Source organism: Streptomyces sp. NPDC005566, from assembly GCF_040605575.1.
Lineage (GTDB): Bacteria > Actinomycetota > Actinomycetes > Streptomycetales > Streptomycetaceae > Streptomyces.
This window is the reverse complement of record NZ_JBEXDB010000003.1, coordinates 254,134-279,220: the sequence shown is the minus strand read 5'-3', so window position 1 is coordinate 279,220 and position 25,087 is coordinate 254,134. Positions and strand designations below refer to the sequence as shown.

The 25,087-nt window shown below is 72.9% G+C and carries 17 protein-coding genes; 7 read left to right on the top strand and 10 right to left on the bottom strand.

The annotated features are described in order from the left end of the window. Positions 1-81 precede the first annotated feature (81 nt). The gene (locus ABZS61_RS06565) at positions 82-1,404 is read right to left on the bottom strand and encodes a PHB depolymerase family esterase (protein WP_356416952.1); all 1,323 of its coding nucleotides are present in this window, start codon (positions 1,402-1,404) and stop codon (positions 82-84) included. 41 nt (positions 1,405-1,445) lie between these two features. Between ABZS61_RS06565 and ABZS61_RS06560 the strand changes: the two genes are divergently transcribed. Then, complete coding sequence (locus ABZS61_RS06560; protein ID WP_356416950.1) at positions 1,446-2,648, top strand: helix-turn-helix domain-containing protein; 1,203 nt, start codon at positions 1,446-1,448, stop codon at positions 2,646-2,648. A gap of 12 nt (positions 2,649-2,660) precedes the next feature. Here the strand turns inward: ABZS61_RS06560 and ABZS61_RS06555 are convergent, their stop codons facing one another. Then, positions 2,661-3,617 carry an alpha/beta hydrolase gene (locus ABZS61_RS06555; RefSeq protein WP_356416948.1) on the bottom strand — a complete coding sequence of 319 codons (957 nt, stop codon included), beginning with the start codon at positions 3,615-3,617 and terminating at the stop codon, positions 2,661-2,663. Between the two features lie 322 nt (positions 3,618-3,939). On the opposite strand from ABZS61_RS06555, the gene ABZS61_RS06550 reads away from it, so the two are divergent. After that, positions 3,940-4,683, top strand: a complete 744-nt coding sequence (locus ABZS61_RS06550) for a polysaccharide deacetylase family protein (RefSeq protein WP_356416946.1) — start codon at positions 3,940-3,942, stop codon at positions 4,681-4,683. A gap of 52 nt (positions 4,684-4,735) precedes the next feature. Next, positions 4,736-6,070 carry an SGNH/GDSL hydrolase family protein gene (locus tag ABZS61_RS06545; protein WP_356416944.1) on the top strand — a complete coding sequence of 445 codons (1,335 nt, stop codon included), beginning with the start codon at positions 4,736-4,738 and terminating at the stop codon, positions 6,068-6,070. Positions 6,071-6,115: 45 nt separating this feature from the next. Here the strand turns inward: ABZS61_RS06545 and ABZS61_RS06540 are convergent, their stop codons facing one another. Beyond that, positions 6,116-7,930, bottom strand: a complete 1,815-nt coding sequence (locus tag ABZS61_RS06540) for an alkyl sulfatase dimerization domain-containing protein (protein ID WP_356416942.1) — start codon at positions 7,928-7,930, stop codon at positions 6,116-6,118. A 216-nt stretch (positions 7,931-8,146) separates the two neighbouring features. Further along, positions 8,147-8,890, bottom strand: coding sequence for an aminoglycoside 3'-phosphotransferase (locus ABZS61_RS06535; protein ID WP_356416939.1), 744 nt, complete (start codon positions 8,888-8,890; stop codon positions 8,147-8,149). Positions 8,891-9,556: 666 nt separating this feature from the next. Between ABZS61_RS06535 and ABZS61_RS06530 the strand changes: the two genes are divergently transcribed. Continuing rightward, positions 9,557-10,492, top strand: coding sequence for a glycoside hydrolase family 11 protein (locus tag ABZS61_RS06530; protein ID WP_356417161.1), 936 nt, complete (start codon positions 9,557-9,559; stop codon positions 10,490-10,492). Between the two features lie 102 nt (positions 10,493-10,594). Beyond that, positions 10,595-10,831 (top strand): hypothetical protein, encoded by a 237-nt coding sequence (locus ABZS61_RS06525; protein ID WP_356416937.1) that lies wholly within the window; start codon positions 10,595-10,597, stop codon positions 10,829-10,831. Positions 10,832-10,852: 21 nt separating this feature from the next. Here the strand turns inward: ABZS61_RS06525 and ABZS61_RS06520 are convergent, their stop codons facing one another. Next, positions 10,853-15,496: a HEAT repeat domain-containing protein gene (locus ABZS61_RS06520; protein ID WP_356417160.1), complete on the bottom strand. Its 4,644-nt coding sequence runs from the start codon at positions 15,494-15,496 to the stop codon at positions 10,853-10,855. Between the two features lie 62 nt (positions 15,497-15,558). Next, a complete protein-coding gene (locus tag ABZS61_RS06515; protein ID WP_356416935.1) occupies positions 15,559-16,008 on the bottom strand; it encodes a TetR family transcriptional regulator in 450 nt (149 codons plus the stop codon). 216 nt (positions 16,009-16,224) lie between these two features. On the opposite strand from ABZS61_RS06515, the gene ABZS61_RS06510 reads away from it, so the two are divergent. Beyond that, the gene (locus ABZS61_RS06510) at positions 16,225-16,752 is read left to right on the top strand and encodes a GNAT family N-acetyltransferase (RefSeq protein ID WP_356416933.1); all 528 of its coding nucleotides are present in this window, start codon (positions 16,225-16,227) and stop codon (positions 16,750-16,752) included. A 31-nt stretch (positions 16,753-16,783) separates the two neighbouring features. On the opposite strand, the gene ABZS61_RS06505 is transcribed toward ABZS61_RS06510, so the two are convergent. From ABZS61_RS06505 to ABZS61_RS06490, 4 genes are all read right to left on the bottom strand, one after another. Further along, positions 16,784-18,016, bottom strand: coding sequence for an LLM class flavin-dependent oxidoreductase (locus tag ABZS61_RS06505; RefSeq protein ID WP_356416931.1), 1,233 nt, complete (start codon positions 18,014-18,016; stop codon positions 16,784-16,786). Further along, positions 18,013-19,452: an NtaA/DmoA family FMN-dependent monooxygenase gene (locus tag ABZS61_RS06500; protein ID WP_356416929.1), complete on the bottom strand. Its 1,440-nt coding sequence runs from the start codon at positions 19,450-19,452 to the stop codon at positions 18,013-18,015. Before ABZS61_RS06500 ends, ABZS61_RS06505 begins: the two co-directional genes overlap by 4 nt. 105 nt (positions 19,453-19,557) lie before the next feature. Next, positions 19,558-20,847, bottom strand: a complete 1,290-nt coding sequence (locus ABZS61_RS06495) for an MFS transporter (RefSeq protein ID WP_356416927.1) — start codon at positions 20,845-20,847, stop codon at positions 19,558-19,560. A 151-nt stretch (positions 20,848-20,998) separates the two neighbouring features. Further along, positions 20,999-21,448, bottom strand: a complete 450-nt coding sequence (locus ABZS61_RS06490; protein ID WP_356416925.1) for an SDR family NAD(P)-dependent oxidoreductase — start codon at positions 21,446-21,448, stop codon at positions 20,999-21,001. Between the two features lie 184 nt (positions 21,449-21,632). Here ABZS61_RS06490 and ABZS61_RS06485 point away from each other — a divergent pair, with 184 nt between their 5' ends. After that, complete coding sequence (locus tag ABZS61_RS06485; RefSeq protein ID WP_356416923.1) at positions 21,633-24,944, top strand: BTAD domain-containing putative transcriptional regulator; 3,312 nt, start codon at positions 21,633-21,635, stop codon at positions 24,942-24,944. Positions 24,945-25,087: the final 143 nt, after the last annotated feature.

The window sequence follows — 25,087 nt, the reverse complement described above, 5'->3', positions numbered from 1 at the left end:
GCGCAACGGGGCCGGGGCCCGCCGGCGCGCGGGGATGCCCGGTCCCGGCAGCGGGGACGTCCTGCCGGGACCGGGGCGCTGTCAGGCTCTGGAGCAGACGGATCCGTTCAGCGTGAAGGAAGCGGGCTGCCCGGTGTTACCCGTGTGGCTCGCCTGGAGGCCGAACTGGACCGAGGCTCCGGGGGCGATGGTGCCGTTGTACGCGACGTTCCTGGCTGTCACGGCACCGCTGCCGGGGCTGTACGTCGCTCCCCAGCCGGAGGTGATGGTCTGGCCCGCGGGCAGGGTGAAGGCGAGCGACCAGCTGCCGATCGCCGCGGCGGAGGTGTTGGTGAGGGTGAGGGTCGCGGTCAGGCCGGTGTTCCAGGCGCTGGTCGTGTACCCCACCCGGCAGGCACCCGGCTCCGGGTCCGGACCCGGGTCGGGCGGGGTGGTCGTGGTGCCGTCCAGGCCGAAGAACGTCAGGGCCCGCGCCGCCATGCCGCCGGTCGGCAGGGAGTGGCCGACACCCTGGATGCTGATGGCCTCCACGGGGGCCTGGTTGCCGGTGGCGCCGTAACGGGTGCGGGTCCAGCCGGACTGCGGGGTGTCGGTGGCCGCGGGGGTGCGGCTCACGCCGTGGACATGGGTCCACTGGTCGATCTGCTCGTCGAAGTTCGGGTAGCGCAGTGTGCTGTCCTCGGTGCCGTGCCAGATCTGCATCCGGGGCCGGGCACCGCTGTACCCGGGATACGCCGCGCGGACCAGGTCGCCCCATGCCTGCGGCGTCCTGTCGACCGTGCCGTTGGCGCAGGCGCTGTTCCAGCCCGATCCGTCGGTGGTGGCGAAGCAGGAGTGCGGTACGCCCATGAAGGCGGCCCCGGCCTTGAAGACGTCGGGGTAGTTGCCCAGCAGGACGTTGGTCATCATGGCACCCGAGGAGGCTCCTGTGACGAAGATCCGCCCGGAGTCGGCGCCGTACTGTTGCTGGACGTACGTGACCATGGACCTGATGCCCACGGGGTCGCTGCCCCCGTCACGTCTGAGGGCCTGCGGCGAGGAGACGTCGAAGCAGTTGCCGCTCCTGGTCGCCGAGGGGTACACGACGATGAACCCGTACCGGTCGGCGAGCGAGGCGAACTCCGTGCCCGAGTAGAACGCGGGGCCCGATCCTGTGCAGTAGTGCACCGCCACCAGGACGGCCGGCCGCTGCTGGACGGTGTCCGGCACGTACAGGTGCATCTTCAGACTGCTCGGGTTGCTGCCGAAGTCGGTCACCTCGGTCAGCGAAGCGGCGGACGCCGGGGGCGCGACGGCGAGGAGGAGCGCCGAGACGAGGGGGAGGACGCCCGCGAGGAGGGCTGTCAGCAGCGCTCTCACCGGTCGCCTTCCGGCCACCGGCGCGTGCAGGGATCTGTCGGTCATGTAACTGTCCTTTCTAAACTGCCTGTTGTGAAGGGACTGCTGTGAAGGGACTGTTGCTGCGGCTGTCGGCGCTGGACGCGGACGCCGCCACCGCCGTGCGCGTGATCGCCCACTTCGAGGCACTGCTCGGCGGCGGCCCGGATCCGGTGTCCCTGACGCGGTCGACCGCGGGCCTGGCGGGCTGTGCGGCGGGCCTCGAGCTGCCCGACGGGCGGGCGGCACGGTTCGGTCCGGACGGTCTCGCCCTGCCGGGCGCACCCGCGCGGGTCTCCGGCCGGGTGGAGCTGGAGCCGGCCGGGGGTGTCTGGCTGGAACGGCCCGGTGCGCCGGGGCCGTTCGACGAGCTGGTCCTGGAGTGGATGGCCATCACCGCCCGGGTGCTCGCGGGCCGCCCCTGGCAGCCCCGGGTGCCCACCGCGGCCGATCCGGCCCTGGTGGAACTGGTGCTGTCCGGGCGCGAGGACGCCACGGACCGGATCCGCGCGCTGCGGCTGCTGGGCCTCGCCCCCGATGTGCCGCTCAGAGTGGTCGCGATGACCGGCCGGCCGGGGACGGACGCCGGGCTGGAGGCGGTGGCGCTGCTGGGGCGGGGTGCTGTGCGGGGCACGGTCCGGGTGGCGAGGGCCGGTGCGCTGGGGGCGGTGCTGGTGCAGGGTCCGGACGCGGCCGGGCCCCGTTCCCGTACGGCGTCGACGACTGCGGAACTGCGGTCGGCCCTGCACGAACGGGGCCGTGAGCGGGGGACGGCCCACCTCCCCGCGCACGCGGTACGGGTGGGGGTCGGCGGGTCCGCCGCCCCGCTGGACGCACGGCTCTCGTGGGAACAGGCACGTTCCGCCCTGCGGTTCACCGTGGCGGGCACCCCCGAGGAGTCGGTGGCGGACCATGGTGAACTCGGCCCGGTGGCGCTCCTGGCGGACATCCCGGTGGAGCGGCTGCGTGCCCAGGAGGACGTGCGGCGGCTGACGAAGCTGGCCTGCGGCGAGGGGGCGGGACAGGGCGGCGACCTCCTGGCGGCGCTGGCCGCTTTCTGCCGTACGGGTTCGCTGCGGCAGGCCGCCGTGGAACTCCACCTGCACCACAGCTCGGTGGCCGCTCGGCTGGCCCACGTCGAGAAGGAACTCGGTCTCCGGCTGCGCGACCCGCAGGACCGGTTCGGCGCCCAACTCGCCTTGTACGCGTGGCGGCTGGCGCGGGCGGCTGACGGCGGCGACGGCGAGGACAGTGACGTCGCGGACGGATGAGCGCGCACCGGCCTACCGCCCCAGCGCCGTGCGGAGCGCCGCGACCGCCTCGGCGGTCGCGTTCCGTATGACGGCGGCGTGCTCCACGGCCCATGCGCCGTGGAAGGTGCCGGGGAACAGCCGCAGCTCCGCGGGCACGCCGGCGGCCCGCAGCGCGCGGGCGTAGTCGGCGCCCTCGTCCCGCAGCGGGTCGAACTCCATCACCGACACATAGGCGGGCGGCAGCCCGGACAGTGCGGCGGCCCCGGCCCGTGCCGGGGCCGCGTACGGGGAGACGCCGGCCGTGCCCCGTACCCCTTCCCCCAGGTAGGCCTCCCAGCTCAGGTGGGCGCTGCGCCGGTTCCATACGGGGGTGTCGGTGAACTGCCGTGCGCTCGACGTCTCCAGCCGGTCGTCGAGCGCGGGGCTGCACAGGTGCTGGAAGCAGATGGCGGGCCCCCGGCGGTCCCGGGCGAGCAGGGCGAGGGCGGCGGCGAGACCCGCTCCGGCGCTGTCGCCCCACAGGGCGATCCGGCCGGTCCGGACGCCCAGCTCCACGGCGTTCGCCGCGAGCCCGGCCAGTCCGGCGTAGCAGTCCTCCAGCGCTGCGGGGAAGGGGTGCTCGGGGGCGAGCCGGTAGTCGACGGAGACCACGAGTGCCGACAGTTCCCGGCAGAGCAGCAGATTCCAGTCGTGGTCGACGTCCGGCGAGCCCAGGACGAAGCCTCCGCCGTGGATGCTGTAGACGGCGGGCAGCGGCCCCTGGGCGGACCGGGGCCGGTACAGCCGCAGCGCGACGTCCGGCGCACGGTCCGGGCCGGGGACGGTGATCTCCCGGACGTCCACCCCCGCGGTGTCGGCCGACACGAGGGACGCGGTCAGCTGCCGGGCCTGTGCGGCCCTGGCGGCGCCCACGTCCGTGATGTCGACCTCGGGCATCATCGTGAGCGCGGCGAGCAGTTCCGGATCGAAACGGTGGTGCGAGAGCATGCCCCTCCTCCGGTCCAGGCCGCGGACGGCGGCGTCGTGAGTGAGACGGTGTCACGGGGCGTTCCCCCAGGTCATCCGACATGTGTCGGGTCAATGGCCGCACTCGTCCGACACCTGTACGTCTTTCACGCCGTATTCGGCCCCGAGGGTGCTCGAACGACCGTGATTACCGGCCTTGACCAGCGAAAAGGCGCGCACGTTCGGGGAATTGGGCCTTCTTGACGACGACCGGGCGGCTTCTCTACCGTCTGCTCGCCCGATCGCGGAACTGCCCGAAACTTTCGCGTCCCGCGATGCGTAACGCCTCCGAGAGGGACCAGCCTTGACCACTTTCCGTACCCGTACCCGTACCCGTGCCCGTGCCCGCATCCGCCTGCGCCGCCGTGTGACGCCCCTGCTGCTCTCCGGGGGGCTGTGCCTGGCCGCCCTCACCGCAACGGGACCGGCGCACGCCGGGCAGCAGGCGGGCACCGGGATCGTCGACTCCACCCGGCACGGCGGCAGGGCCGTCGCCCTGACGTTCGACGACGGACCGAACCCCACCGACACCCCGCGGCTGCTGGAAGTGCTGCGCAAGCGCCACGTCAAGGCGGTGTTCTGCCTGTGGGGCGACCACGTGAAGGAGCACCCCGAACTGGTGCGGGCGATCGTCGCGGGCGGCCACACGCTGTGCAACCACACGATGCGCCACGACGACATGGCGGTCTGGCAGGCCGCGGACATCCGCGCGGACCTGAAGCGGACCAACGCCGAGATCCGCCGCGCCGCACCCGGTGCACGCATCCCCTACTTCCGTGCCCCGTACGGCAGTTGGGGGCAGACCCCGCAGGTGGCGGCCGGCCTGGGAATGCAGCCCCTGGGGTGGCGGCTGGCGATCGGGGACTGGGAGCCGCCGGGCACCGACGAACTGGTCCGCCGCATCGAGGAGGGCGTCACCCCCGGGGCGGTGGTGCTGCTCCACGACGGTGGCGGCGACCGCGGCCAGACCGTCGAGGCCGTCGACCGGATCGTTCCCGCGCTACGGGCGGCCCACTGGCGCTTCGACCAGCCCGCCCGCAGAGCCTGACGCGGCTCCGAGCCGCTCGCCGCGCCTCCTCACACCCCTTCAGGAGATCCGTATGAGACCACAATCCGCAGGGCCCGGCGCCCGGCGTGCGGGCCGCCACCTGGTGGCCGTACTCACGGGAGCCCTGCTCCTGGCCACGACGCCGGCCACGTCCGCCGAACCCTCCGTCCGGCACGTGTCCCACCGGGCCGCCGACGCCGCATGGACCGGCACCTGGGCCACCACGCCCACGGAGACCCCGGCATCGGACACCACGGCGTTCCAGGACGAGACCATCCGGCAGACCGTCCGCACCAGCATCGGCGGCGACCGGGTGCGGATCCGATTCTCGAACGAGTTCGGCAGTCGGCCCCTGGTCATCGGTGAGGCGCACGTCGCCCGCCGGGCCGTCGACGGACCGGCCTCCCGCACCGACCCGCGCACCGACCGACCGCTCACCTTCGGCGGCCGTGCCTCCGTGACGATCCCCGCCGGCGCCCCCGCGCTCAGCGACCCGGTCTCCCTGCGGGTGCCCGCCGGCTCCGATCTGGTGGTGAGCATCCACCTGCCCGAACACACGCAGGGCTCGACGCTCCACGCGTTCGCCCTGCAGCACACCTACGTCGCCACCGGAAACGTCACAGGGCGCGGCGACATCGAAGCGACCACCACCACCGACCGCTGGTACTTCCTGACCGGAGTGAGCGTGAGCACCGGCCGCTCCGCGCGCTCCGCGGCCGTCGTCGCGTTCGGCGACTCCATCACGGACGGCGCCGGGACCGGCGTGGACGCCGACCACCGCTGGCCCGACTTCCTGGCCCGGCGACTGAATGCCGCATTCGGTCCGCATGCCGTGGGCGTGCTCAACCAGGGCATCAGCGGCAACCGCCTCCTGCACGACCCCAACCCCCCGGCCGGATCCGAGGCGGAGAACTTCGCGGCGTACTTCGGCCGGAGCGCACTGCGCCGCTTCGACCGCGACGTCGCCTCCCAGCCCGGAGCCGAGTACCTCGTCGTGCTCCTCGGCGTGAACGACCTCGGCCATCCCGGAACGGTGGCACCGGAGTCCGAGAGGGTCACCGCGGCCGACATCGTCGACGCCCACCGCCAGATCATCGCCCGCGCGCACGACCGCGGCCTCAAGGCGTACGGCGGCACGATCCTGCCGTTCAAGGACGACACCCTCGGCTTCCACACCCCGCAGAACGAGGCAGCCCGGCAGGCCGTGAACCACTGGATCCGTACGAGCGGTGCGTACGACGCGGTGATCGACTTCGACAGGGCGCTGCGCGACCCGGCAGACCCGGAACGCCTCCTGGCGCGCTACGACAGCGGCGACCACCTGCACCCCGACGACGCCGGAGCCGAGGCGATGGCCCGGGCCGTCCCCCTCCGCCTGCTGCGCTGAGCCCTCTCGGGGGCCGACGGCGGGCGGCGGTCCGGACCCGGCCCCTCAGGGCGTGACGACGGCGAAGTCGGGGTCGGGATCGTCCAGGACGGAGAGAATGGTCCCGAGCACACCGGGGTCGCCGGTGTGCTCGATTCCGTCGAGCCCCGTGCCGCCGAGGAGCCGCATGAGCTGGGGCTTGGTGAGGGTGAGGGCGAGATCCGCGCCGTCGCCGGGCTGCGAGGTGCGGGAGTGGATCAGGACACCGTTGTGCAGGGTCATGCGGTACGCCTCACCGAGGTCGGTGAGCTGCCAGTGCACCGTGAAGGAGTGGTCCCACGCCTCGGGGCCGTTGACCCGGACGGCGAGGGAGTCGAAGAGCTGTTCCACGGACAGGGCGGTGGCCATGGTGCCGGCCGTGACGGCGGTCGGTGTGATGCCGTGGCGCAGTTCGGCGGCCCCCGTGAGGTAGCAGTTGCGCCAGGTCGCACACTCGGCGCCGTACGCGAGCTGCTCGTAGACCTGTGCCAGGAGGTCCTTGGCGTCGGTGCTGTCCGGAGCCGCGAACACGGCGTGCTTGAGCAGCTGGGCGGCGAAGCGCAGGTCGCCCTCCGCCATGTACGCGCGTCCTTTGTCGAGCACCGCTTCGAGACCGCCGATGCAGTCCACGTACCGCTGGGCGCTCTCGGTGGGCGGGTGCTCCCAGAGGGATGAGGGATGCCCGTCGTACCAGCCCATGTAGCGCTGGAAGACGGCCTTGACGTTGTGGTTGACGGAGCCGTAGTAACCGCGGGCGTGCCAGGCGCGCGCCAGCACCGGCGGGAGTTCGAGTACCTCGGCGATCTCGGTGCCGGTGTACCCCTGGTTGGCGAGGCGCAGCGTCTGGTCGTGCAGATATCCGTACAGATCGCGCTGCTCGGCGAGGAAGGTCCGGATGCGCTCCTTGCCCCAGGTGGGCCAGTGGTGGGAGGCGAAGAGCACGTCGGCGTCGTGCGCGAACAGCTCTCGGGCCTCGTTGAGGTAGCGGGACCAGATGCGGGCGTCACGCACGAGTGCACCGCGCAAGGTCAGAATGTTGTGGAGGTTGTGGGTCGCGTTCTCCGCCATGCACAGGGCATGCCGCTCGGGGAGGAGGAAGTTCATCTCCGAGGGTGCCTCCGTGCCCGGAGTCATCTGGAAGCGGAGGAGGACCCCGTCGAGGGTCAGCTCCTGGCCGGTGTGCTTGATCTCGATCGTGGGCGCGAGGAGCCCCGGCAGGCCGGCGGACGCGGTGAAGCCGAGGCCCATGCCGATCAGGCCCTCGGGGTCGCGGTCGAGGTTGGAGCCCGCGTAGTAGGCACCGCGTCGCAGCATGGCCGTCCCGGCGTAGACGTTCTCCGCGACGGAGCTCTCCATGAAGCCCTCGGGAGCCACCACGGGGACGTCCTCACCGGCGCGCGTGACGCCGTGGACGCCGCCGAAGTGGTCGAGGTGGGAGTGCGTGAACAGGACGGCGGTGACGGGCCGTTCACCGCGGTGCTCCCGGTAGAGGGCGAGCGCGGCGGCTGCCGTCTCCTCGGACACCAGCGGGTCCACGACGATCACGCCGCGGTCGCCCTCGATGAGCGTCATGTTCGACAGGTCGAATCCGCGGACCTGGTACACCCCGTCGGTCACCTCGTAGAGGCCGGCGCGGGCGCACAGCTGGGACTGCCGCCACAGGCTGGAATTCGCCGTACCGGGGCAGTCGCCGTCCAGGAAGGCCGTGTCGTCGAAGCTCCAGACCACTCTGCCGTCGGCAGCCGTGATCGTCCCGGCTGCGGGGGGTGCGACCAGCCCGCGATCGGCGTCCTCGAAGTCGGTTCGGTCCTCGAAGTCGGGGATGACGTCGACGCTGGTCACGCGGGCCTCCAAGGGTTGGCACTGGGTTCATCCTGGGGGCGCGGCAGGCGCCGTGCCCGGGGGATGTGGGCCGTCCGGGTGCCCGGCGATGCGGGGGCAGCCGTGGCGGAGTCGGACTTCACCCGGCACCCTGGCACGCCGCATCGGTCCCTGTGCCCTGCATGCAGACGGGCTCGAATCAGCCACGGAAGCCGCGGCACCGCCGTCCGGGGGCGCTCACGTCGCGGACCAGAGACGGCGGTAGAACTCGGTCCGGTGCGGGTCGGGGCCGATTCCGTAGGCGTCGAGGAGGGCGTCCTCCCAGCCGGGGCCGTAGTTGCGCTCGGTGTTCATCGTGGCAACGGCCAGGTCCGCCCAGCGGTCGGCGACACCGAGGGCCCCCATGTCCACGTGGCCGGACCAGGTGCCGTCCTCGTGGAGCAGCGTGTTCGGTGCGCACGGGTCGCCGTGGCACACGACGAGGCGGTCGGTGGGCGGGGGCACGGACAGGTCCGAGGGCACCTGGATGCCTGCGCGGCGGGCGCGCGTCAGGCGGTCCTCGACGGACCAGCCGAAGGGGCAGTCGGCCACGGGCAGCCGCTCGTGCAGGGCCCGCAGCCCCGTACCCAGCGCGCGCACGGCCGTGCCGGGATCCGCCTGCCATGGGGGAGCGACGGCGTTCTCGCCGGGAAGCCCGTGGGTGACGAGCCAGGCTCCGTCCCGGTCCGCTCCGTACTCGCGTACGAGGGGCACGGGCGTGAAACGGCGGGCCCACCGCAGACGGTCCGCCTCGGCGGTCAGGTCCAGCCCGGAGCCCGCCGGGGCCCACTTGGCGAAGAGCCGGCCGTCCCCGTTGCCGATACGGAAGGTCAGTCCGCCCAACTCGTTCTGCCACACAGGCAGCAGGGGCTGGTTCCCGGCCAGTTCGGCGATTCGCGCAGGTACCCGCACGGGGGAGGGCGGAGGTCCGGAAAAGGCCATGGACCCATGGTCTCCTCCACGGCGCGGCCCGAGCGAGTGGTTTTCCGGGCGCGGCATCACCGGCGGTGACCGTGGTTCCTGTCATTCCTGTCACCCGCCCGGCGTGTGCACGCTTCTCCGCGCAACGCATTCCGAAAGCTTTCGAAACTTTCGGTCACGAAGATCTTTGATTCTGATCCAGCAATTGCGCCCTACGTGACCATCGTTAAATCGGTGAAGATGATTGTGCCTATGAGCAGGCAATACGAGCGCCATACATAGCCCTCTGTCGATCGACTGTTTCGTAACTCATGCCGAAACTATTGACAGTTGACGAGGTCAGATCAACACTGAGCGCCGTCGGCAGAGCTCCATCGCTGTCGATCCGGGTCCACCACGACCCGTCAGTGGGGCCGGGCCGCCGAACACACCACGAACGGCCCCGAGTTCGGCCGGACCGCGCCACACCGACGCGCACGCGCCGCCACCGCCCGTTCACCGGCATCTCCGCGAGGCGTGTCGCGCTGCCCGGCCCCAACGGCCTTACGAGGACGAGGAGGAAGTACGCACATGAACGACGCACCCGCACGTGCGACGAGCCGTGCAAGCGGCCGCACGAGGTCATTCGGCCGCACCAGGTCATTCGGCCGCTTCAGGCTGTTCATCCGCAGTGCCTTCGCCGTGGCGATGGCCTGCGTGGCCGCAATTGCGCTGCCCGGCACCGCCAGTGCCGACACGGTCATCAACTCGAACCAGACCGGAACCAACAACGGCTACTACTACTCGTTCTGGACCGACAGCGCCGGCACGGTCTCGATGAACCTGGGATCGGGCGGCACCTACGGCACGTCATGGAGCAACACCGGGAACTTCGTGGCCGGTAAGGGCTGGAGCACCGGCGGACGCCGGAGCGTGACCTACTCGGGCACCTTCAACCCGTCCGGCAACGCGTACCTGACGCTCTACGGCTGGTCGACGAACCCGCTCGTCGAGTACTACATCGTCGACAACTGGGGCACCTACCGGCCCACGGGAACGTTCAAGGGCACGGTCTCCAGCGACGGCGGAACGTACGACATCTACGAGACGACGCGGACCAACGCCCCCTCCATCGAAGGCACCAAGACGTTCAAGCAGTTCTGGAGCGTCAGACAGGCGAAGAGGACCGGCGGAACCATCACGACCGGTAACCACTTCGACGCCTGGGCCCAGAAGGGCATGAACCTGGGCACCTTCAACTACATGATCATGGCCACCGAGGGCTACCAGAGCAGCGGGAACTCCAACATCACGCTGGGCAGCTCCTCCGGCGGCGGCGGCGGCGGCGGCGGCGGTGGTGGTGGTGGCGGTGGCGGTGGCGGCTGCACCGCCACCCTGTCCGCAGGCGACAAGTGGAGCGACCGGTACAACCTCAACGTCGCGGTCTCCGGCTCCAGCAACTGGACCGTGACGATGAACGTCCCGTCCCCCCAGAAGGTCCTCTCCACCTGGAACACGACCGCCAGTTACCCGAGCGCCCAGGTACTGACAGCCAAATCCAACGGCAGCGGCAACAACTTCGGGGTCACCCTCCAGGCCAACGGATCCTGGACCTGGCCGACGGCCTCCTGCAGCGCAGGCTGACAGTTCCGTAGAGCACACCCGTGACACCGCACCAGCGGGGCGGCGGCACCCGGCCGCCGCCCCGATCGGCGCAGGCGGCCGGCGACCCGGCAGACTGCCGGCATGCGCATAGCCTTGGTTGTGATGACGGTGCTCTTCGTGCTCAGTTCGGCCTCCGCGGTCAACTTCGCCCTGAAGGGCCGTTGGTGGGCGGCCGCCGGGGTCGTTCTGCCGTCCGTCGGCCTGGCGGCCATCCTGTTCGGCGGGGTGGAGCGCGAGAGCATGTCCCTCTTCTGGCTGGGATGCCTGCTCGTCGTGGCCGGCTTCGGAGCGGAGTTCCTGGACCATCGGCGAACCTGAACCCCTGCGAAGTAGCGACGGTCACTCCTGGGAGGCTGTGATCCGGTCGAGGACGTCCGTGTAGAGCGACCGCCTGTCGGGACGGGCGTGGTCGGCGGCACGCCGGAGAGCGGGGACCGCCAAGGCGCCCATCCCGACGAGTCCCTCGGCCGCGGCCCTGCGGACCACCGGGTGTGCGTGCGCGAGCAGGCCGGTCACCGCAGGGACCGCGGGCGTCCAGGAGGCGTGGCAGAGGGCGCGGACCGCCGTCCGGACGACGTCGTGCCGGGGGTCGTCGAGCAGGACCTCGGTGTGCCGCAGGTAGGTCTGCCGGTCCAGCATCGCCCGCGAGGCCCGGTGGGCGTGCAGGCGGACCTTCGTCCTGGGGTGGTGCAGCAACTCACCGATGAGGTCCCGCAGCTCGGGGTCCCCGACCGTGTCCGGGCCCGGGTACAGCTCGGCCAGCCGGGTGAGTGCCCGGCGTACGCGGTCCGGATCGTCGGTACGGGCCTGGTCCAGCAACTCCTGCCGGGATGGGCGGACTTCGGCGGGCACGGCGTGCGGCGCGCGAACGCGCAGCGCCTCCAGTGCGGCCGCGTCCTGTCGGGCGGCGTCGGGTCCGCGCAGCGGGCCCCCGACGAGGCGCATCCTGTCCGCGAGGTCGTCACGTCCCTCCGCGCGCAGCCGTCGGCAGACCGTGACCAGCGCGGACGTGCGCAGCAGCGGACGGCCGACGAGCAGGTCGAGGTACCCCCAGGCCCCACGGCCCAGGCGGTCGCCGAGGTGTTCCGCCAGGGCATCGGCCGGGACCGTGAGCAGCGCCTGTTCTGCCGCGGCCGTCGTCCGGTCGTCCTCCCACCATTCGAGCAGCAGCGGCACCAGCGGACCGAGTTCCTCGGGGTCGAGTCGCAGGGCCGCGAGAGCCACCCGGTCGCGCAGGATGCCGTCGGCGCGGAGCTCCGTCCCGTCGAGGGCGCTGAGCATGCGGGCCAGGCAGGCGTCGACGGGTATGTCGACGCGGCCGCGGAGAAACGCCCGCAGCACGGAAAGCCGGGCCTCGGGCTCGGGCCACTTCAGGAGTGCCAGTGCCGCGGTCGTTCTCCGATCGGGAGCGGACCCCCGCAGCATGGTCAGCAGACGTTCGCGAAGTGCGGCCGAACGGGGCTGGTCGAGATCGTCGGCGTGGACGTTCCGTGCTGCCGGCGTGGGCACGTGTGCGTTCTCGGTGATGGTCCACGGGGGTGCGTCGAGGGGCTGGACGTCTTCCATCCGGTCGACGAGCGCGGCGCGGACCTCCGGTCCGGCCGAGGGATAGACCTCGATCAGCGCGTTCAGACGGTCCCCGGAGCGGACCCCGGTGGCGTCCGTACGGCCGAACTCGTCCAGGGCGCCCGGTGTGCGCACCGCGGATTCCAGTGCGGCCCGCCACGCTCCGGCCTCGGCCGGTACGGAGCCCTTGGTGGGCTCCGGGACGGTGAATGCCTCCCGCAGTACGGCGGCCTCGGCCAGCCAGGGGTCGGCCCCGAGCCGGGCCGCGGCGAGTGCGGAATCGAGATCGGCGCGGACCAGCACAGCGTCGAGGCGGCGCAGCAGCGTCAGCGTGGACCGGCGTCCCGCAGGCGCCGGAGGCAGTGCCCGTACGGCGTCGGCGACGAGCGCCTTCCTGACCGCCCCGAGGTTCGGTGCGATCGCTTCGAGCACGGCGATGAGGTCGTGCCGGACCTCGTCCGAGGACTCGGCGAGCACATCGGTCAGGAGCTGGGCGAACCGGGCGAGTACCGTCAGCTCCTCCGCCGCCCACGGTGCGGGACACAGCCGCAGCGTGAACCGCACCACCCGGTCCCGGGCGGCGGGTTCGGCGTCGGCGAGCCGGAGCCAGTCCGCCAGCATGGGCCGCAGCCCGCGCACCCGGTCGGGGTGCGGACTCTCCTCCCGCCCGGCGACGCGCAACGCGAGCACCGGATCCCAGCCCTCCCTCACCAGCCACGTGACGTCGGGGTCCGGCCCGCCGTCCTCGTCCGCTGCCCGCCGGCGTACGGCGGGCGCGGTGATGCCGTGCTCGGCCAGTGACGCCGAGAGGTCCGCCACCGTCCCGGAGGCGAGACGGACCGTGCCGCCCGCGACCAGGGTGAGCAGGGCCGGTACGACCGGTGAGGCCTGTTCGTCCAGCGCGAGCACCGAACGGACCGGCAGCGCGCCGTCGAGTCCTTCCAGCAGCAGTTCGCGGGCGCGGCTGCTGTCGCTGTGCTCGGCGGCGGCCAGCAGGGTCGCGGCGTACGCCTCCTCGAGGACGGCACGCAGCGCGTCGACGAGTGCGGCGCGCAGACCGGGGTTGTCGCTGTGTCCGAGGCGGAAGAGCAGTGCGGGCACGGCCGTTGGTGTGCCGACCTCGGCCAGGACCGCGGCGGCGGTCTTCTTGATGTTCATGTTCGGGTGGCCGAGACAGGCCGCGATCGCGCCACTGGCCCAGCGGGCCCTCGCGTGCCCGAGGGCGAGGAGTGCCTGCCGGACGGTCCGGACGTCCTGGGCGGTGGTGAGCGCGATCAAGGTCGCCGACAGCGTCTGCGCGTCGTCCCCCCGGGCATCGCGGGCGAGCAACGCGATCACGTGCTTGCGTACGTGGCCGTCGCGGTGCCGCAGCATGCGGTGCACCCGTGCGCGGGTGCGCGTGCTGGGGGCTCGGAGCAGCAGTTCGAGCAGGATCGTCTGCTCAACGGCGGACAGTCCCGGCCGGTCCAGCAGATTCAGCGCCGTCGTCGCGACGAGTGCATGGCCGGCCGTGAGTGCGTCCGACGCGTCGAGCAGGCAGGAGGGCCTGATCCGCCCCCGCTCGTGGAGACGGCTGCCCAAGGCGTGGATGGCGTCCACCACCTCCTGAGGTACGGCGGGTTCGCCGGCCGCGTGCCCGCTGTCGAGCCCCGGGTCCGTGGCACCCGATTCCCAGGCCGCCGCCAGTTCGCTCACGATGCGCCCGAGCAGGTCCTCGATGACCGGAAGGGTGCCGGCACCGCCGTGGACCGCCAGTCCGCACAGGGCCGCGACCGGCTTGCCCGGGTCCGGGTGGGAGCTGAGGAGCGCCAATTCCTGCTCGTCCGGCCCGCCGAGGTCGCTCGCGATGCGAGGCGGCAGGTCGGCGGGATCGAGGCGGACGAGGAGGTCGCGCCGCTGTGCCGGGTCTCCGGTGAGATGCCACAGGAGCTCCAGGGCGTGGTTTCGTACGGATCGGAGATGGGGGGCGATCACGCCCGCGCTGCCAGGAGCGATCCCGCCCGCGCTGCCAGGAGCTACAGCCCCCGAGCTCCCGGGTCCGCTCAGGCCGAGCCCTTCCCTCAGCGCCGGCACCGTTCGCTGCCCGCCGACGGCTTCCAGTGCCTCCAGGGCCGCGGCGGGCGCTGTCGGGAGCAGGGCGAGCACGGCCTCCTCGGCGTCCGCATGGCGAAGCTCGCGGATCGCGGCCAGGAACGGCCCCGGCGTGGTGGCGCGCGGCAGCAACCGTGTGATCGCCTCCCCGATCGGGAGCTCCTTCGCCCCCTGCCCGGCCAGGGCGACCAGCAGGTCGAGCCGCCGCGGCCAGCCGGGATCCTCCGCGGCCGCGTCCATCAGCGCCCGGAACACCACCTGTCGGCAGGTGAAGAGGACCGACGCGACCTCGCCGGGCGGAATCGAATGGTCTGCGAGAGCCAGGCCGACCACGGACGGGGCGTGCAGGTCGTCCGGGAAGTGCCCCCGCCGGTGCAGCCCGCGCAGGCAGGTCACCAGGGGCCCGCCGAACAGCAGCGGGTCCTGTGCTGCGATGGACGTCAGGTCACCGATGTCACCTCGGTCCGCGAGGTCACCGAGCAGTTCCATGCCTCTCCGGCGCAGGCCCGGCGGCAGTTCCGGATCGCCGACGACCTGCCGCAGCAGGCCACCGTGCCCGTGGCGGGCGGCGGCCACGAGGGCTGCGTCGGCGACTCCGGGCCTCTCCCTCGCCGGACCGGAGGCGAGGAAGGGGGACAGGCGCCCCGGCGGGACCGGGTCCATCGTCGCCCAGGGCTGGGCGAGTTCCTCCAGGGCGGACACGGCGACCGCGCCGCCGCCGGTGAGCAGGCGGGCGACGGCTTCGCGGACCCGGGCGGGGGCCAGCAGTCCCGCGTGGAGGCCCTGCCGGGCCAGCCGGAGGGCCTCGGACCGCAGCACCGGGTCACCGCTGTCGGCCAGTTCGTCCACGAGGGGCGCGAGCCGGTGCGCGCCGGCGGCACTCGCCTCCCGTACGGCCTGGTAGAGCAGTTCGCCGGGAGGTTCTCTCCGGATGACCGCGGGGTCGTTGAGGAGCTCGGCGCGCAGCCAGGCGATCCGCACGCGCACCGGCAACTCGGCCGTACGCCACGACGGCCAGGAGCGTCCCTCCAGGAACGGCCCGAGCTGTTCGTAGAGCCCGGCCAGGACGAGTGCGGTCTCCGGCGGCCCGGTCACCGACACCGGCAGGAGCGCCGCGAGCGCAGCCGTCTCGGGACGCGCGACGGCCGGGCCCGACGTGACTCGTTCGGCGAGAAGGACCAGGCCCAGGTACCGCATACGGGGGTCCTCGTGCCGGACCAGACGCCCGAGAACGGCCGGCGGGCAGGCGTGCGCGTCGAGGTGTCCGGACAGCCGGCCGACGTCGGCTCGGCGTACGGCGTCGTGGAAGGGCTGGTCCGCCGGCATCGTCACCATCGGATGCTAGCCAGGGCGACCCCGGCTCCACCAGCGGGATTTCACGCGGGGACCTACTCGGTCGCCGGGGCGGACAGGTTCGCGAGCCGGTGGTGGACGGCGGCGGTGGTGCGGGCTTCGTCGTCGGTGGCGAGGAGATCGAGCAGCGCGCCGCGGAGCACGGCCAGGGCCACGGTGCGCCGGGTGACGCCGTCCTCGCTGTGGCGTTCGGACGCGGGCCGGCAGCCGGCCAGGACGTCGAGCCAGTCGTTCACGGTGGCGCGGGCGAAGCCGGCCCACGCGCCCTCGGGCTCGACGAGGGACCGTGCGTACGCCTCGGCCCACAAGCGCAGCAGCGGACGGTGTTCCCCGGCGGCGAGCCAGGAGCAGATCCGCCCCGCCGCAGGAGCCGGGCCGATGGGCCGGTCGGCGTCCCCGAGCTGCTCCAGAGCCGTCAGCCCGTCTGCGCGTGCCCGCGCGAGCAGCGCCCTGACCAGGCCGTCCTTGTGTCCGAACAGGAACATCAGGACGCGGGGGCTGGAGCCGACAGCCGCGGCGAGCGGGCGCAGGGACAGGTCGGACAGACCGTGCGCGAGCGCGTACCGGTAGGCGGCTTCCAGCAGCTCGGCCTGCCGGGCGGAGGGAACTGCCGCTTCCTGGGGCCCAGAGGTAGCCCAACTCTACTGAAACAGTTGTGTCAGTAGCGTTGACGTCGCACGGTGGCCAGGAGAGGAATACCCATGTCGCAGCGGGAACACCAGCCGCACGTCGTCGTACGCCGCGCCGACCGCCCCGGGGATCTGGGCTGGGTGGTGATGACCCACGGTGAGGTCTACGACCAGCAGTTCGGCTGGAACACCGACTTCGAGGCCCTGGTCGCCAGGATCGTCGCCGACTACGGCACAGGCCACGACCCGGCGAAGGACGCCGCGTGGATCGCCGAGGTCGACGGCGAGCGCGCCGGCTGCGTCTTCCTCGTCGCCGGCGACGAACCCGGGGTCGCCAAGCTGCGCATCCTGCTGGTCACCCGGAAGGCCAGGGGCCTCGGCCTCGGTACCCGCCTCGTCCAGGAGTGCCTCGCCTTCGCGCGCGAAGCCGGTTACCGGCAGGTGACGCTGTGGACCAACGACGTCCTGGTGGCCGCCCGCAGGATCTACCAGGGCCTCGGCTTCACCCTCACCGACGAGGAGCCCCATCACAGCTTCGGCCACGACCTCGTCGGCCAGAACTGGACCCTCGACCTGCGCGCCACCCCGGCGGCCCGCTGACACCGTGGGGCGGACCGGTCGCGCCCGGCCGTCATCGACGGGGTTCCGCCGCCGCGTAGCGGCTGGTGGGGCGCGGCAGGCCCAGGTGGCCGCGCAGGGTCGCGGCGTCGTAGGCCGTACGGAACACACCGCGCCTCTGCAGTTCCGGGACCAGGCCGCGGGTGATCGCGGTGAGGTCGTGCGGCAGCGTGCCGGGCCGCAGCCGGAAGCCGTCGAGGCCGGCGGTACGCCGGTCGAGGAGCAGGTCCGCGAGCTCTCCGGGCGTGCCGGCGAAGATCTCGGCGTCGGAGGCGAGTTCGGCGCCGGCCAGTCCGTCCAGGCGGGCCTTGCGGTGTGCGGCCGCGCCGGGCTCCTCGTCCAGGAAGACGAGGAGCTCCGCGAACCTCCGCAGGGGCCGGTCCCGGATGTCCCTGCCGGTGCGCTCCACCGCCTCGTCGACCTGCGCGAGGATCGCCGCGGTGCCCGCACGGTCGTGCGGGGTGATGTGGACGAGGTCGGAGCCGAGCGCCGCGAACTCGTACGGGGTGGAGGCGTGCGCGAGGCTCACCACCACGGGTTGCCCCTGCGGGGTCCGCGGCGTGATCGAGGGGCCCTTCACGCCGAACCGCGTTCCCCGGAAGTCGATGTGGTGCACCTTGGCGCGGTCGATGAAGCGGCCGGTGGCCGCGTCCCGTATCTCCGCGTCGTCCTCCCAGCTGTCCCACAGCCGCCGTGCCGCGTCCACCACCTCGGCGCCCTCGGCGAAGAGTTCGCGCAGCCGTGCGGCGATCAGTTCGGAGTCGCCTACGTCGTCGTCGGTGAGCTGAGGTGTGGTGCGGCGGCCGAAGTGGGAGGCGTCGGCGGCGCGCGAGGAGATCTGCGGGCGCCAGCCGGCCCGGCCCCTGCTCGCGTGGTCGAGCGTGGCGATGCCGATGGCGAGGTGGAACGGTTCGGTGTGCGTGACGTTCGTCGTCGGGACCAGGCCGATGCGCCGGGTGAGGGGGGCGAGGTGGGCGGCGAGCAGCACCGCGTCCACGCTGCCCCTGACCTGGTCGGTGCGGTCGTCCGGCAGGTGGAAGGCCGCGGACTGCAGTCCGAGGGCGTCCTCGAAGGTGACGAAGTCGAGCAGTCCGCGCTCGGCCTCGGCGACCAGGCCGGCCCAGTACGCGGCCGTGAGCAGCTCGCCGGGCCGGGCGTCCGCGGCTCGCCAGGCGGCCGGGTGCCACCCCGCGCCGTCGAGGGCGACGGCGAGGTGGAGCGGGGTGCTGCCGGTCGTGCCGGTCACGGGGCCTCCTTCGCGTTGTCCACGGATGTCTTGTCGTCCAGGGGCTTTTGGTCCACGGGCTTCCGGTCCGCGGGCCTCCGGTCCACGGGCCGTCCGGCGCGGTCGGGGGTGCTGAGGCCCAGGTGGTCCCGGAGCGTCGTTCCCGCGTAGTCCTCGCGGAACACGCCCTTCTCCTGGAGCAGCGGCACCACCCGGTCCACCAGGTCGTCGAGCCCGCCGGGGGTGAGATGGGGGACGAGGACGAAGCCGTCGGCGCCCTCGGTCTGCACGAAGTGGTCGATGGCGTCGGCGACGGTCTGCGGGCTGCCGACGAACGTTCGGCGGCCACCGATCTCGATGACCAGTTCGCGGATGCTCAGGTTCCGTTCCTCGGCGAGCTTCCGCCACTGCCGGGCCGTCTCGGCGCGGCCCTTGCGGAACACCGAGTGCCCCTTGAGGAGATGGGCGTCGTCCTCGGGCTCGATGCCGGGCAGCGGCCCGTCCGGGTCGTACCCCGACAGGTCGCGGCCCCAGACCGCCTCCAGGTGGGCGATCGCGGTCTGCGGGCTCACCAGGTCACGGCTGACCTCGGCGGCGTACGCGACGGCCTCCTCGTCGGTGTCGGCGATGACGGCGTCGGCGGTGGGCATGATCTTCAGCTCGTCCGGGGTGCGCCCGTACCGGGCCAGGCGCCGCTTCACATCCCGGTAGAAGTCACGGGCCGCATCGAGCCGGTTGTGCTTGCTGAAGATCACGTCCGCATCGGACGCGGCGAACTCGCGGCCCGCGTCGGACTCGCCCGACTGGATGATCACGGGGTGTCCCTGCGGGCCCGGCGGTGTCGTGAACCGGCCGGAGATGTCGAAGTGCGCCCCGTGATGGGCGAACCGGCCGGCCCCTGACCGCACGAACTCTCCCGCAGCCGCGTCGGCGCGGAGATCCCCGTCCGCCCAGCTGTTCCACAACGTGCGTGCGGCGGCCAGGAATTCGGCTGCACGGGTGTAGCGGTCGGCCTCGTCGAGGAAGCCGCCGCGGCGGAAGTTCTCGCCGGTGAAGGCGTCGTAGCTGGTGACCACGTTCCAGGCCGACCGCCCGCCGCTGAGGTGGTCGAGCGTCGCGAGCCGGCGCGCCACCTCGTACGGCTCGTTGAAGGTGGCGTTGACGGTCGCGGCGAGGCCGAGGTGCGTGGTGACGGCGGCCAGCGCGCTGAGCACGGTCAGGTTCTCCGGGCGCCCGGCGATGTCCAGGTCGTAGACCTGGCCCTTGTGCTCGCGCAGCCGCAGCCCCTCGGCGAGGAAGAAGAAGTCGAACTTGCCGCGTTCGACGGTCTGCGCGAGCCGGATGAAGGAGTCGACGGAGATCTGGCTCCCGGACCGGGGGTCCGACCAGACGGTCACGTTGTGGATGCCGGGCAGCTGCGCGGCGAGGTGCACCTGCTTCTTTCCGGTGACGGGCACGGTGCGGTCTCCTCCTGCGAAGGTCCGGCTGTGGGTGGGGTCCTCAGAGCGTGCACGGGCCGGTGGTGGGGTGGACAGGCCGAAGGGCCCTCCTTCATGAGCTGTTCACGCCGTCGGGTCTGCCGCGGGTGTCGCGGCCGGCGTGGCGAGAGGGCCGGCGCCCCGGGGCACCTGGCGGGTGGCGGGGAAGCCGGCGCCGCGTGCGTGGAGGACGACCGCGATCACCGGCAGCAGGAGCAGCAGGACGGTCCAGGGGAAGGACTCGCTGCCGGCCACGTCGAGCAGGACGCCGCCGATGATGCCGCCGGCCGCCATGGCGACGTTCCAGAGGGTGACGAGCATGGCCTGGGCCGCGTCGGCGGATGCGCCGCCCGCGTCACCGACCGCGGTCTGCAGCAGGGTGGGCACCCCGCCCCAGCCCAGGCCCCACAGGACGGCCGAGACGTACACGAGTGCGGTCGTGTCGGAGGCGACGGCCAGGAGTGCGGCGGCGACGGCGACCAGCAGGGCGCCGGCGACGGTGAGGCTGCGCAGCCGGTGCTGGATTTGGGCGCCGACGATCCAGATGCTCGCCAGCGAGGCGGCGCCGAAGACGAGAAGGATCAGTCCGGTGCTGTCGTCCAGGCCCAGGTCGTCGAGGAAAGCGGCGATGTACGCGTACAGGATGGTGTGGGCCAGCACGAAGACGAGCGTGACGAACAGGACCGGGGCCACGCCGGGGATGCGCAGGGTGCGCAGCATCTTCGGCCGCTCGCCGCGTTCCTGTCCCGGGTGATCCGGCACGGCCGCGAAGATCCACAGCAGGAGCACCACCGTGAGCGCCGTCATCGAGAGGAACGCCACGCGCCAGCCGAGCGCCTCGCCGAGGAAGGTCCCGGCGGGTACGCCGATGGACAGCGCGACGGGAATGCCCGCCATGGCGATGGCGATCGCCCTGCCCTGCAGATGCACGGGCGCGAGACGCCGCGCGTACCCGGCGAGCAGGGCCCAGGCCAGACCGGCAGCGACACCCGCGACGAACCGGGCCACCATCGTCAGCTCGTAGACGGACGAGACCGCTGTGACGGTGTTGGCCAGGGCGAATCCGGCCATGGCGGCAAGCAGCAGTCCCTTGCGGCGCCGGCCCGCGGTGGCCGCGGTCAGCGGGATCGCGGTCAGGGCGGTGCCGATCGCGTAGATCGTCACGGTCTGGCCGGTCGCGGACTCGCTCACCCGGAGGTCGTCGCTCATCGCGGTGAGCAGGCCCGCGGGGAGCGTCTCGGTGAGGCAGGTGATGAAGACGGCGGTGGCGAGGGCGAGCAGGGCCAGGAGGGGGAGCTTCTGCTGCTCCTGGCCGCCCCTCCTCGTTTCCGGTGCCTCGGCGGAATCGGCCGCGGTGTCGGGCACGGTGCTCATGTGGTGGACTCCGGATCTTCTGGGGGAACCTGGGAATCTGGGGACGTGGTGCTCCGGGTCACGGCGGGCCGAGGCCACCGTCGACGGGGAGCCGGGCGCCCGTCGTGAAGGTCGCCTCGGTGGCCAGGAAGAGCGCGGCACGGGCCACCTCCTAGGCGGCACCGAGACGGCCCATCGGCGGCAGGGGCACGGCGCCGGTCCCCGGCACCGCGATGAAGCCCGGGGCCACCGCGTTGACGCGGATGCCGCGCGGGACGAGCTCCGCGGCGAGCGCCGTGACGGCGCTCGGGGACGGGGCGGAAGCCGTGAGCACGATCGCGCCGCCGTCCCCGAGACGCCGCAGCAGCGGCAGCACGGTGGGTACCGCGTCGGCGAGGAGCAGGTCGATGTCAGCGTCGGGGCCGAGACCGTCCTCGACGGCGTCCGGGGCCAGGACGCGTGCGGCGAAACCGAGTTCGGAGCCCGCGTCGACGCGGTCCTGCGCGGTGCGGGCGGTCAGCAGGACCGTCGCACCGCCTTCCACGAGGCGCTTGGCGATGGCCAGGCCGATGCCGGTGTCCGCACCGACGATCAGGGCCTTCCTGCTCGCGTACCTGGTCACGGCTGCCGCTCCCTCCCGGGCTGTCCTCTCCTGCCGGTGCGTGGTGCCGCCCGGTGGGGACGACTGTGCGCCGCGGCGCTTCGGGAAACCTTCGGAAGCGCTGACGGTCCGGACGCCTGACCGCCCCGGGCGCGGGATCCCGACGGCTCCGGGACGCGGACCCGGGACATGTACGGTGGCGCGTATGCGGTTTGGGGTGCTCGGACCACTGGTGGTGTGGGACGACGAGGGACAGGAAGTCAGGGTCCCCGAGGCCAAGGTCCGGGCGCTGCTCGCCGATCTGCTCGCGCACGACGGGGGCCCCGTCTCCGCGGACCGTCTCATCCACGATCTCTGGGGCGACGATCCGCCGGGCAGGCCCACGGGTGCGCTGCAGGCCAAGGTCTCCCAGCTGCGCCGGGTCATCGGACGGGACCGGGTGGTGCGGCAGCCGCCGGGCTACCGCCTGCGGCTCGGCGACGGTCCCGAGGAGGTGGACGCCGCACGGTTCCGCGCCCTCGTGACGGAGGCCCGCCCCCTGCGGGACCCGCACGCCCGTGCCGCACTGCTCACCGAGGCCCTCCAGTTGTGGCGGGGCCCGGCGTACGCGGACTTCGCGGACGAGGAGTTCGTACGGGGGGCGACCCAGCGCCTCGCGGAGCAGCGGCTGACCGTGCTGGAGGAGCAGGCGGAGGCCCGTACGGAGGCCGGCGACCATGTGCTCCTGGGCGGTGAACTCGCCGACCTCGTGTCGCGGTACCCGCTGAGGGAACGGCTGCGCGCCGTACAGATACGGGCGCTGTACGCGGCGGGCCGCCAGAGCGAGGCTCTCGCCTCGTACGACGACCTGAGGGCCCGGCTCGCAGGGGAGCTGGGGGTCGACCCCGGCCCCGAGCTCGGCGCACTGCGCCAGGCGGTGCTCCGGCAGGATCCGGTGCTGCTCCCCGGGCCGACGGCAGCCGACGGCGCCGAGGGTGTCCCCGCGGGGGCACCGGACCTGCCCACGGCGGGTGCGCACGCGCACTCGAACCTTCCCGTCCCCCTCACCCCCCTGATCGGTCGCGGCCGATCCCTCACCTACCTGTCCCAGCTCCTCGGACAGACCAGGCTGGTGACTCTCACAGGCCCCGGCGGCGTCGGCAAGACGCGCCTGGCGGTGGCGGCCGCCGCCGCGGAACGGGACAGCGCGCAGGGCGGTGAACTCCCCGACGGGATCTGGCTCGTCGAGTTCGCCGGCGTCCGCGCGGGTACACCCGCCGACCTCGCCCAGGTCGTCGCCGCCACCCTCGGCATCCGGGACGACGCCCCCTCCGCCCTGCCGGGCACCGGCACCAGTACCCCCTCGCCGCCGCACCGCCTGGCCGCCGCCCTCCGGGACCGCCGCACCCTGCTCGTCCTGGACAACTGCGAGCACGTCGTCGACGCCGCCGCCGAACTCGCCGAGCTGCTCCTGCGCACGGCCCCCGGCCTGCGCGTCCTGGCCACCGGCCAGGAGCCGCTCGGCCTGGCGGGCGAGGCGGTGTTCCTGGTCGAACCCCTCCCGACCGCGGACGCCGTCCAGTTGTTCATGGAACGCGCCGCCGCTTCCGCGCCGGGCTTCCCGCGTGAACCGGACGCCTCGGAGCGCGAGGCCGTCGCCGGGATCTGCCGCCGGCTCGACGGCATCCCGCTCGCCCTCGAACTCGCCGCCACCCGCGTACACGTGCTGGGCGTACGGGAACTGGCGGCCCGTCTGGGCGACCGGTTCCGGGTCCTGACCACCGGGCAGCGCGGCGCACCCGCACGTCAGCAGACCCTGCGGGCGGTGATCGACTGGAGCTGGGAGCTGCTCAGTGCGCCCGAACGCATCGTCCTGCGCCGCCTCGCCGTGCACAGCGACGGCTGCGACCTGGACGCCGCCGAAGCGGTGTGCGCGGGCGACGGCGTCGACCGGGACGACGTGCTCGACCTCGTCACGCGGCTCGTCGACCGGTCCCTCGTCGTCGTGGTCGACGGGCCCACCGGGCCCCGCTACCGGCTCATGGAGTCGGTCGCCGCGTACGCGACGGAGCGGCTGCACGAGATGGAGGACCTCGCCGCCGTACGCGACCGCCATCTGCGCCACCACCTCGCGCTCGCCGAACGCGCCGAGCCCCAGCTGCGCGGTGCGGGGCAGCGGTCCTGGCTGGCCCGTCTGGACGCCGAGGCCGGCAATCTGCGCGTGGCACTCGACGAGGCGGTGCGGCGCGCCGGCGCGGGTGAGGCGGACGAGGCGGTGCGGCTCGCCACGGCACTGGCCTGGTGGTGGCTCCTGCGCGGCCGTCTCACCGAGGCCCGCCGCAGCCTGCGGTCCGTCCTGGCCGCCGTCTCCGGGCCTGCCGCCGCCACCACGGAAGCACCCGCTGAACTCACCCTCCTCCACGCCGCGTTCGCGCTCCTCACCGGCGACCCGGCGGCCATCACCCGCTCCGATGGCGCTGCCACCGGGACCGCCGACGCCGTCCCGGACCCCGTGCGCCGCGCCCGCGCCATGTGGCTGTGTGCGTACGGCCTGTTCAGCGCGGGCGACACAGCCGACGGCAACGAGCTGAACACCCGTGCCCTCACCCTGTTCACCGACGCGGGCGACCAGTGGGGCACCGCGGCCGCGCTCGGCCTGCGGGCGACCCTCGCGCTGGTCCGCGGCGACCTCGCCGGACTCGGCCGTGACGGGCTGCGCAGTGCCATGAGCTTCCGCGAACTGGGCGACAGATGGGGAGAGTTGCAGACCGTGTCGGCTCTCTCCGCGCTCGCCGAGATCAAGGGCGAGTACGCGGACGCGGCGCGCCGCCAGCACGAGGGGCTACGGATGGCGCGGGAGTTGGGCCTGGAGGCGGAGGTCTCGGCGCGGCTCTCCGGTCTCGGACGGCTGGCACTGTTCGCCCACGACTGGGAACGGGCCCGCGACCTGCACGAACAGGCGCGCCGCATCGCCGCCGAACAGGGCTACACGTACGGCGAGATCCACTCCGGGATGGGCCTGGCCCTGGGCGCGCGCCGCTCCGGCGACCTCGATGCCGCCGAGGCGCACCTGCTTCACCTCCGCGACGGCTACGCCGATGTGTCGTCCGAGGCGGGCGACCATCTGGTTCTCGCGGAGCTCGGGTTCGTCGCCGAACTGCGGGGCGATGCGCGCCGGGCCGCGGTGCATCACCTATGCGGTCTGGACACCGCCCGGTCCCTCGCCGAGCCACGCGCCCTCGCCCTCTCCCTGGAGGGTCTGGCCGGCGCGGCCGCCCTGCACGGCGAAGAGTCCGCAGACTGCTCGGCCGTACTCCTGGGCGCCGCTGCCGCGGCCCGCCGCCGCGCGGGAGCGCCGCTCCCACCCGCCGAACGCGCCGACGTCGACCGCATCACGTCATCGGCACGAGCCGCCCTGGGCGACTGCGCTTTCGCGGAATCGTTCGACCACGGCGCCCGGTTGAGCGTCGAGGAAGCGGTACTCCACACCCGGGGTGTTCTCGACCGGATCGCTGAAGCGACAGAAACCTGTTCGTGACGGACACCCCTGTCGGGCCTTTCTCCACCGTGTGGAAGTAGCGCACGCCCTCCCGGTGCAGCCGTGATCCGCCGTTGCCTGCGACCTTCGACCGGCGGTCTGCTCTCTTCGGCCGGCGACCTGTGCCCGTCGACCTGGACGAC

Bases quoted from the DNA above. Each gene is read 5' to 3' on its own strand.
- ABZS61_RS06515 (WP_356416935.1), bottom strand. From the start codon at position 16,008: ATGTTCCTGTTCGGACACAAGGACGGCCTGGTCAGGGCGCTGCTCGCG.
- ABZS61_RS06525 (WP_356416937.1), top strand. From the start codon at position 10,595: ATGCGCATAGCCTTGGTTGTGATGACGGTGCTCTTCGTGCTCAGTTCG.
- ABZS61_RS06545 (WP_356416944.1), top strand. From the start codon at position 4,736: ATGAGACCACAATCCGCAGGGCCCGGCGCCCGGCGTGCGGGCCGCCAC.
- ABZS61_RS06510 (WP_356416933.1), top strand. From the start codon at position 16,225: ATGTCGCAGCGGGAACACCAGCCGCACGTCGTCGTACGCCGCGCCGAC.
- ABZS61_RS06565 (WP_356416952.1), bottom strand. From the start codon at position 1,404: ATGACCGACAGATCCCTGCACGCGCCGGTGGCCGGAAGGCGACCGGTG.
- ABZS61_RS06535 (WP_356416939.1), bottom strand. From the start codon at position 8,890: ATGGCCTTTTCCGGACCTCCGCCCTCCCCCGTGCGGGTACCTGCGCGA.
- ABZS61_RS06555 (WP_356416948.1), bottom strand. From the start codon at position 3,617: ATGCTCTCGCACCACCGTTTCGATCCGGAACTGCTCGCCGCGCTCACG.
- ABZS61_RS06530 (WP_356417161.1), top strand. From the start codon at position 9,557: ATGGCCTGCGTGGCCGCAATTGCGCTGCCCGGCACCGCCAGTGCCGAC.
- ABZS61_RS06495 (WP_356416927.1), bottom strand. From the start codon at position 20,847: ATGAGCACCGTGCCCGACACCGCGGCCGATTCCGCCGAGGCACCGGAA.
- ABZS61_RS06520 (WP_356417160.1), bottom strand. From the start codon at position 15,496: ATGCCGGCGGACCAGCCCTTCCACGACGCCGTACGCCGAGCCGACGTC.
- ABZS61_RS06485 (WP_356416923.1), top strand. From the start codon at position 21,633: ATGCGGTTTGGGGTGCTCGGACCACTGGTGGTGTGGGACGACGAGGGA.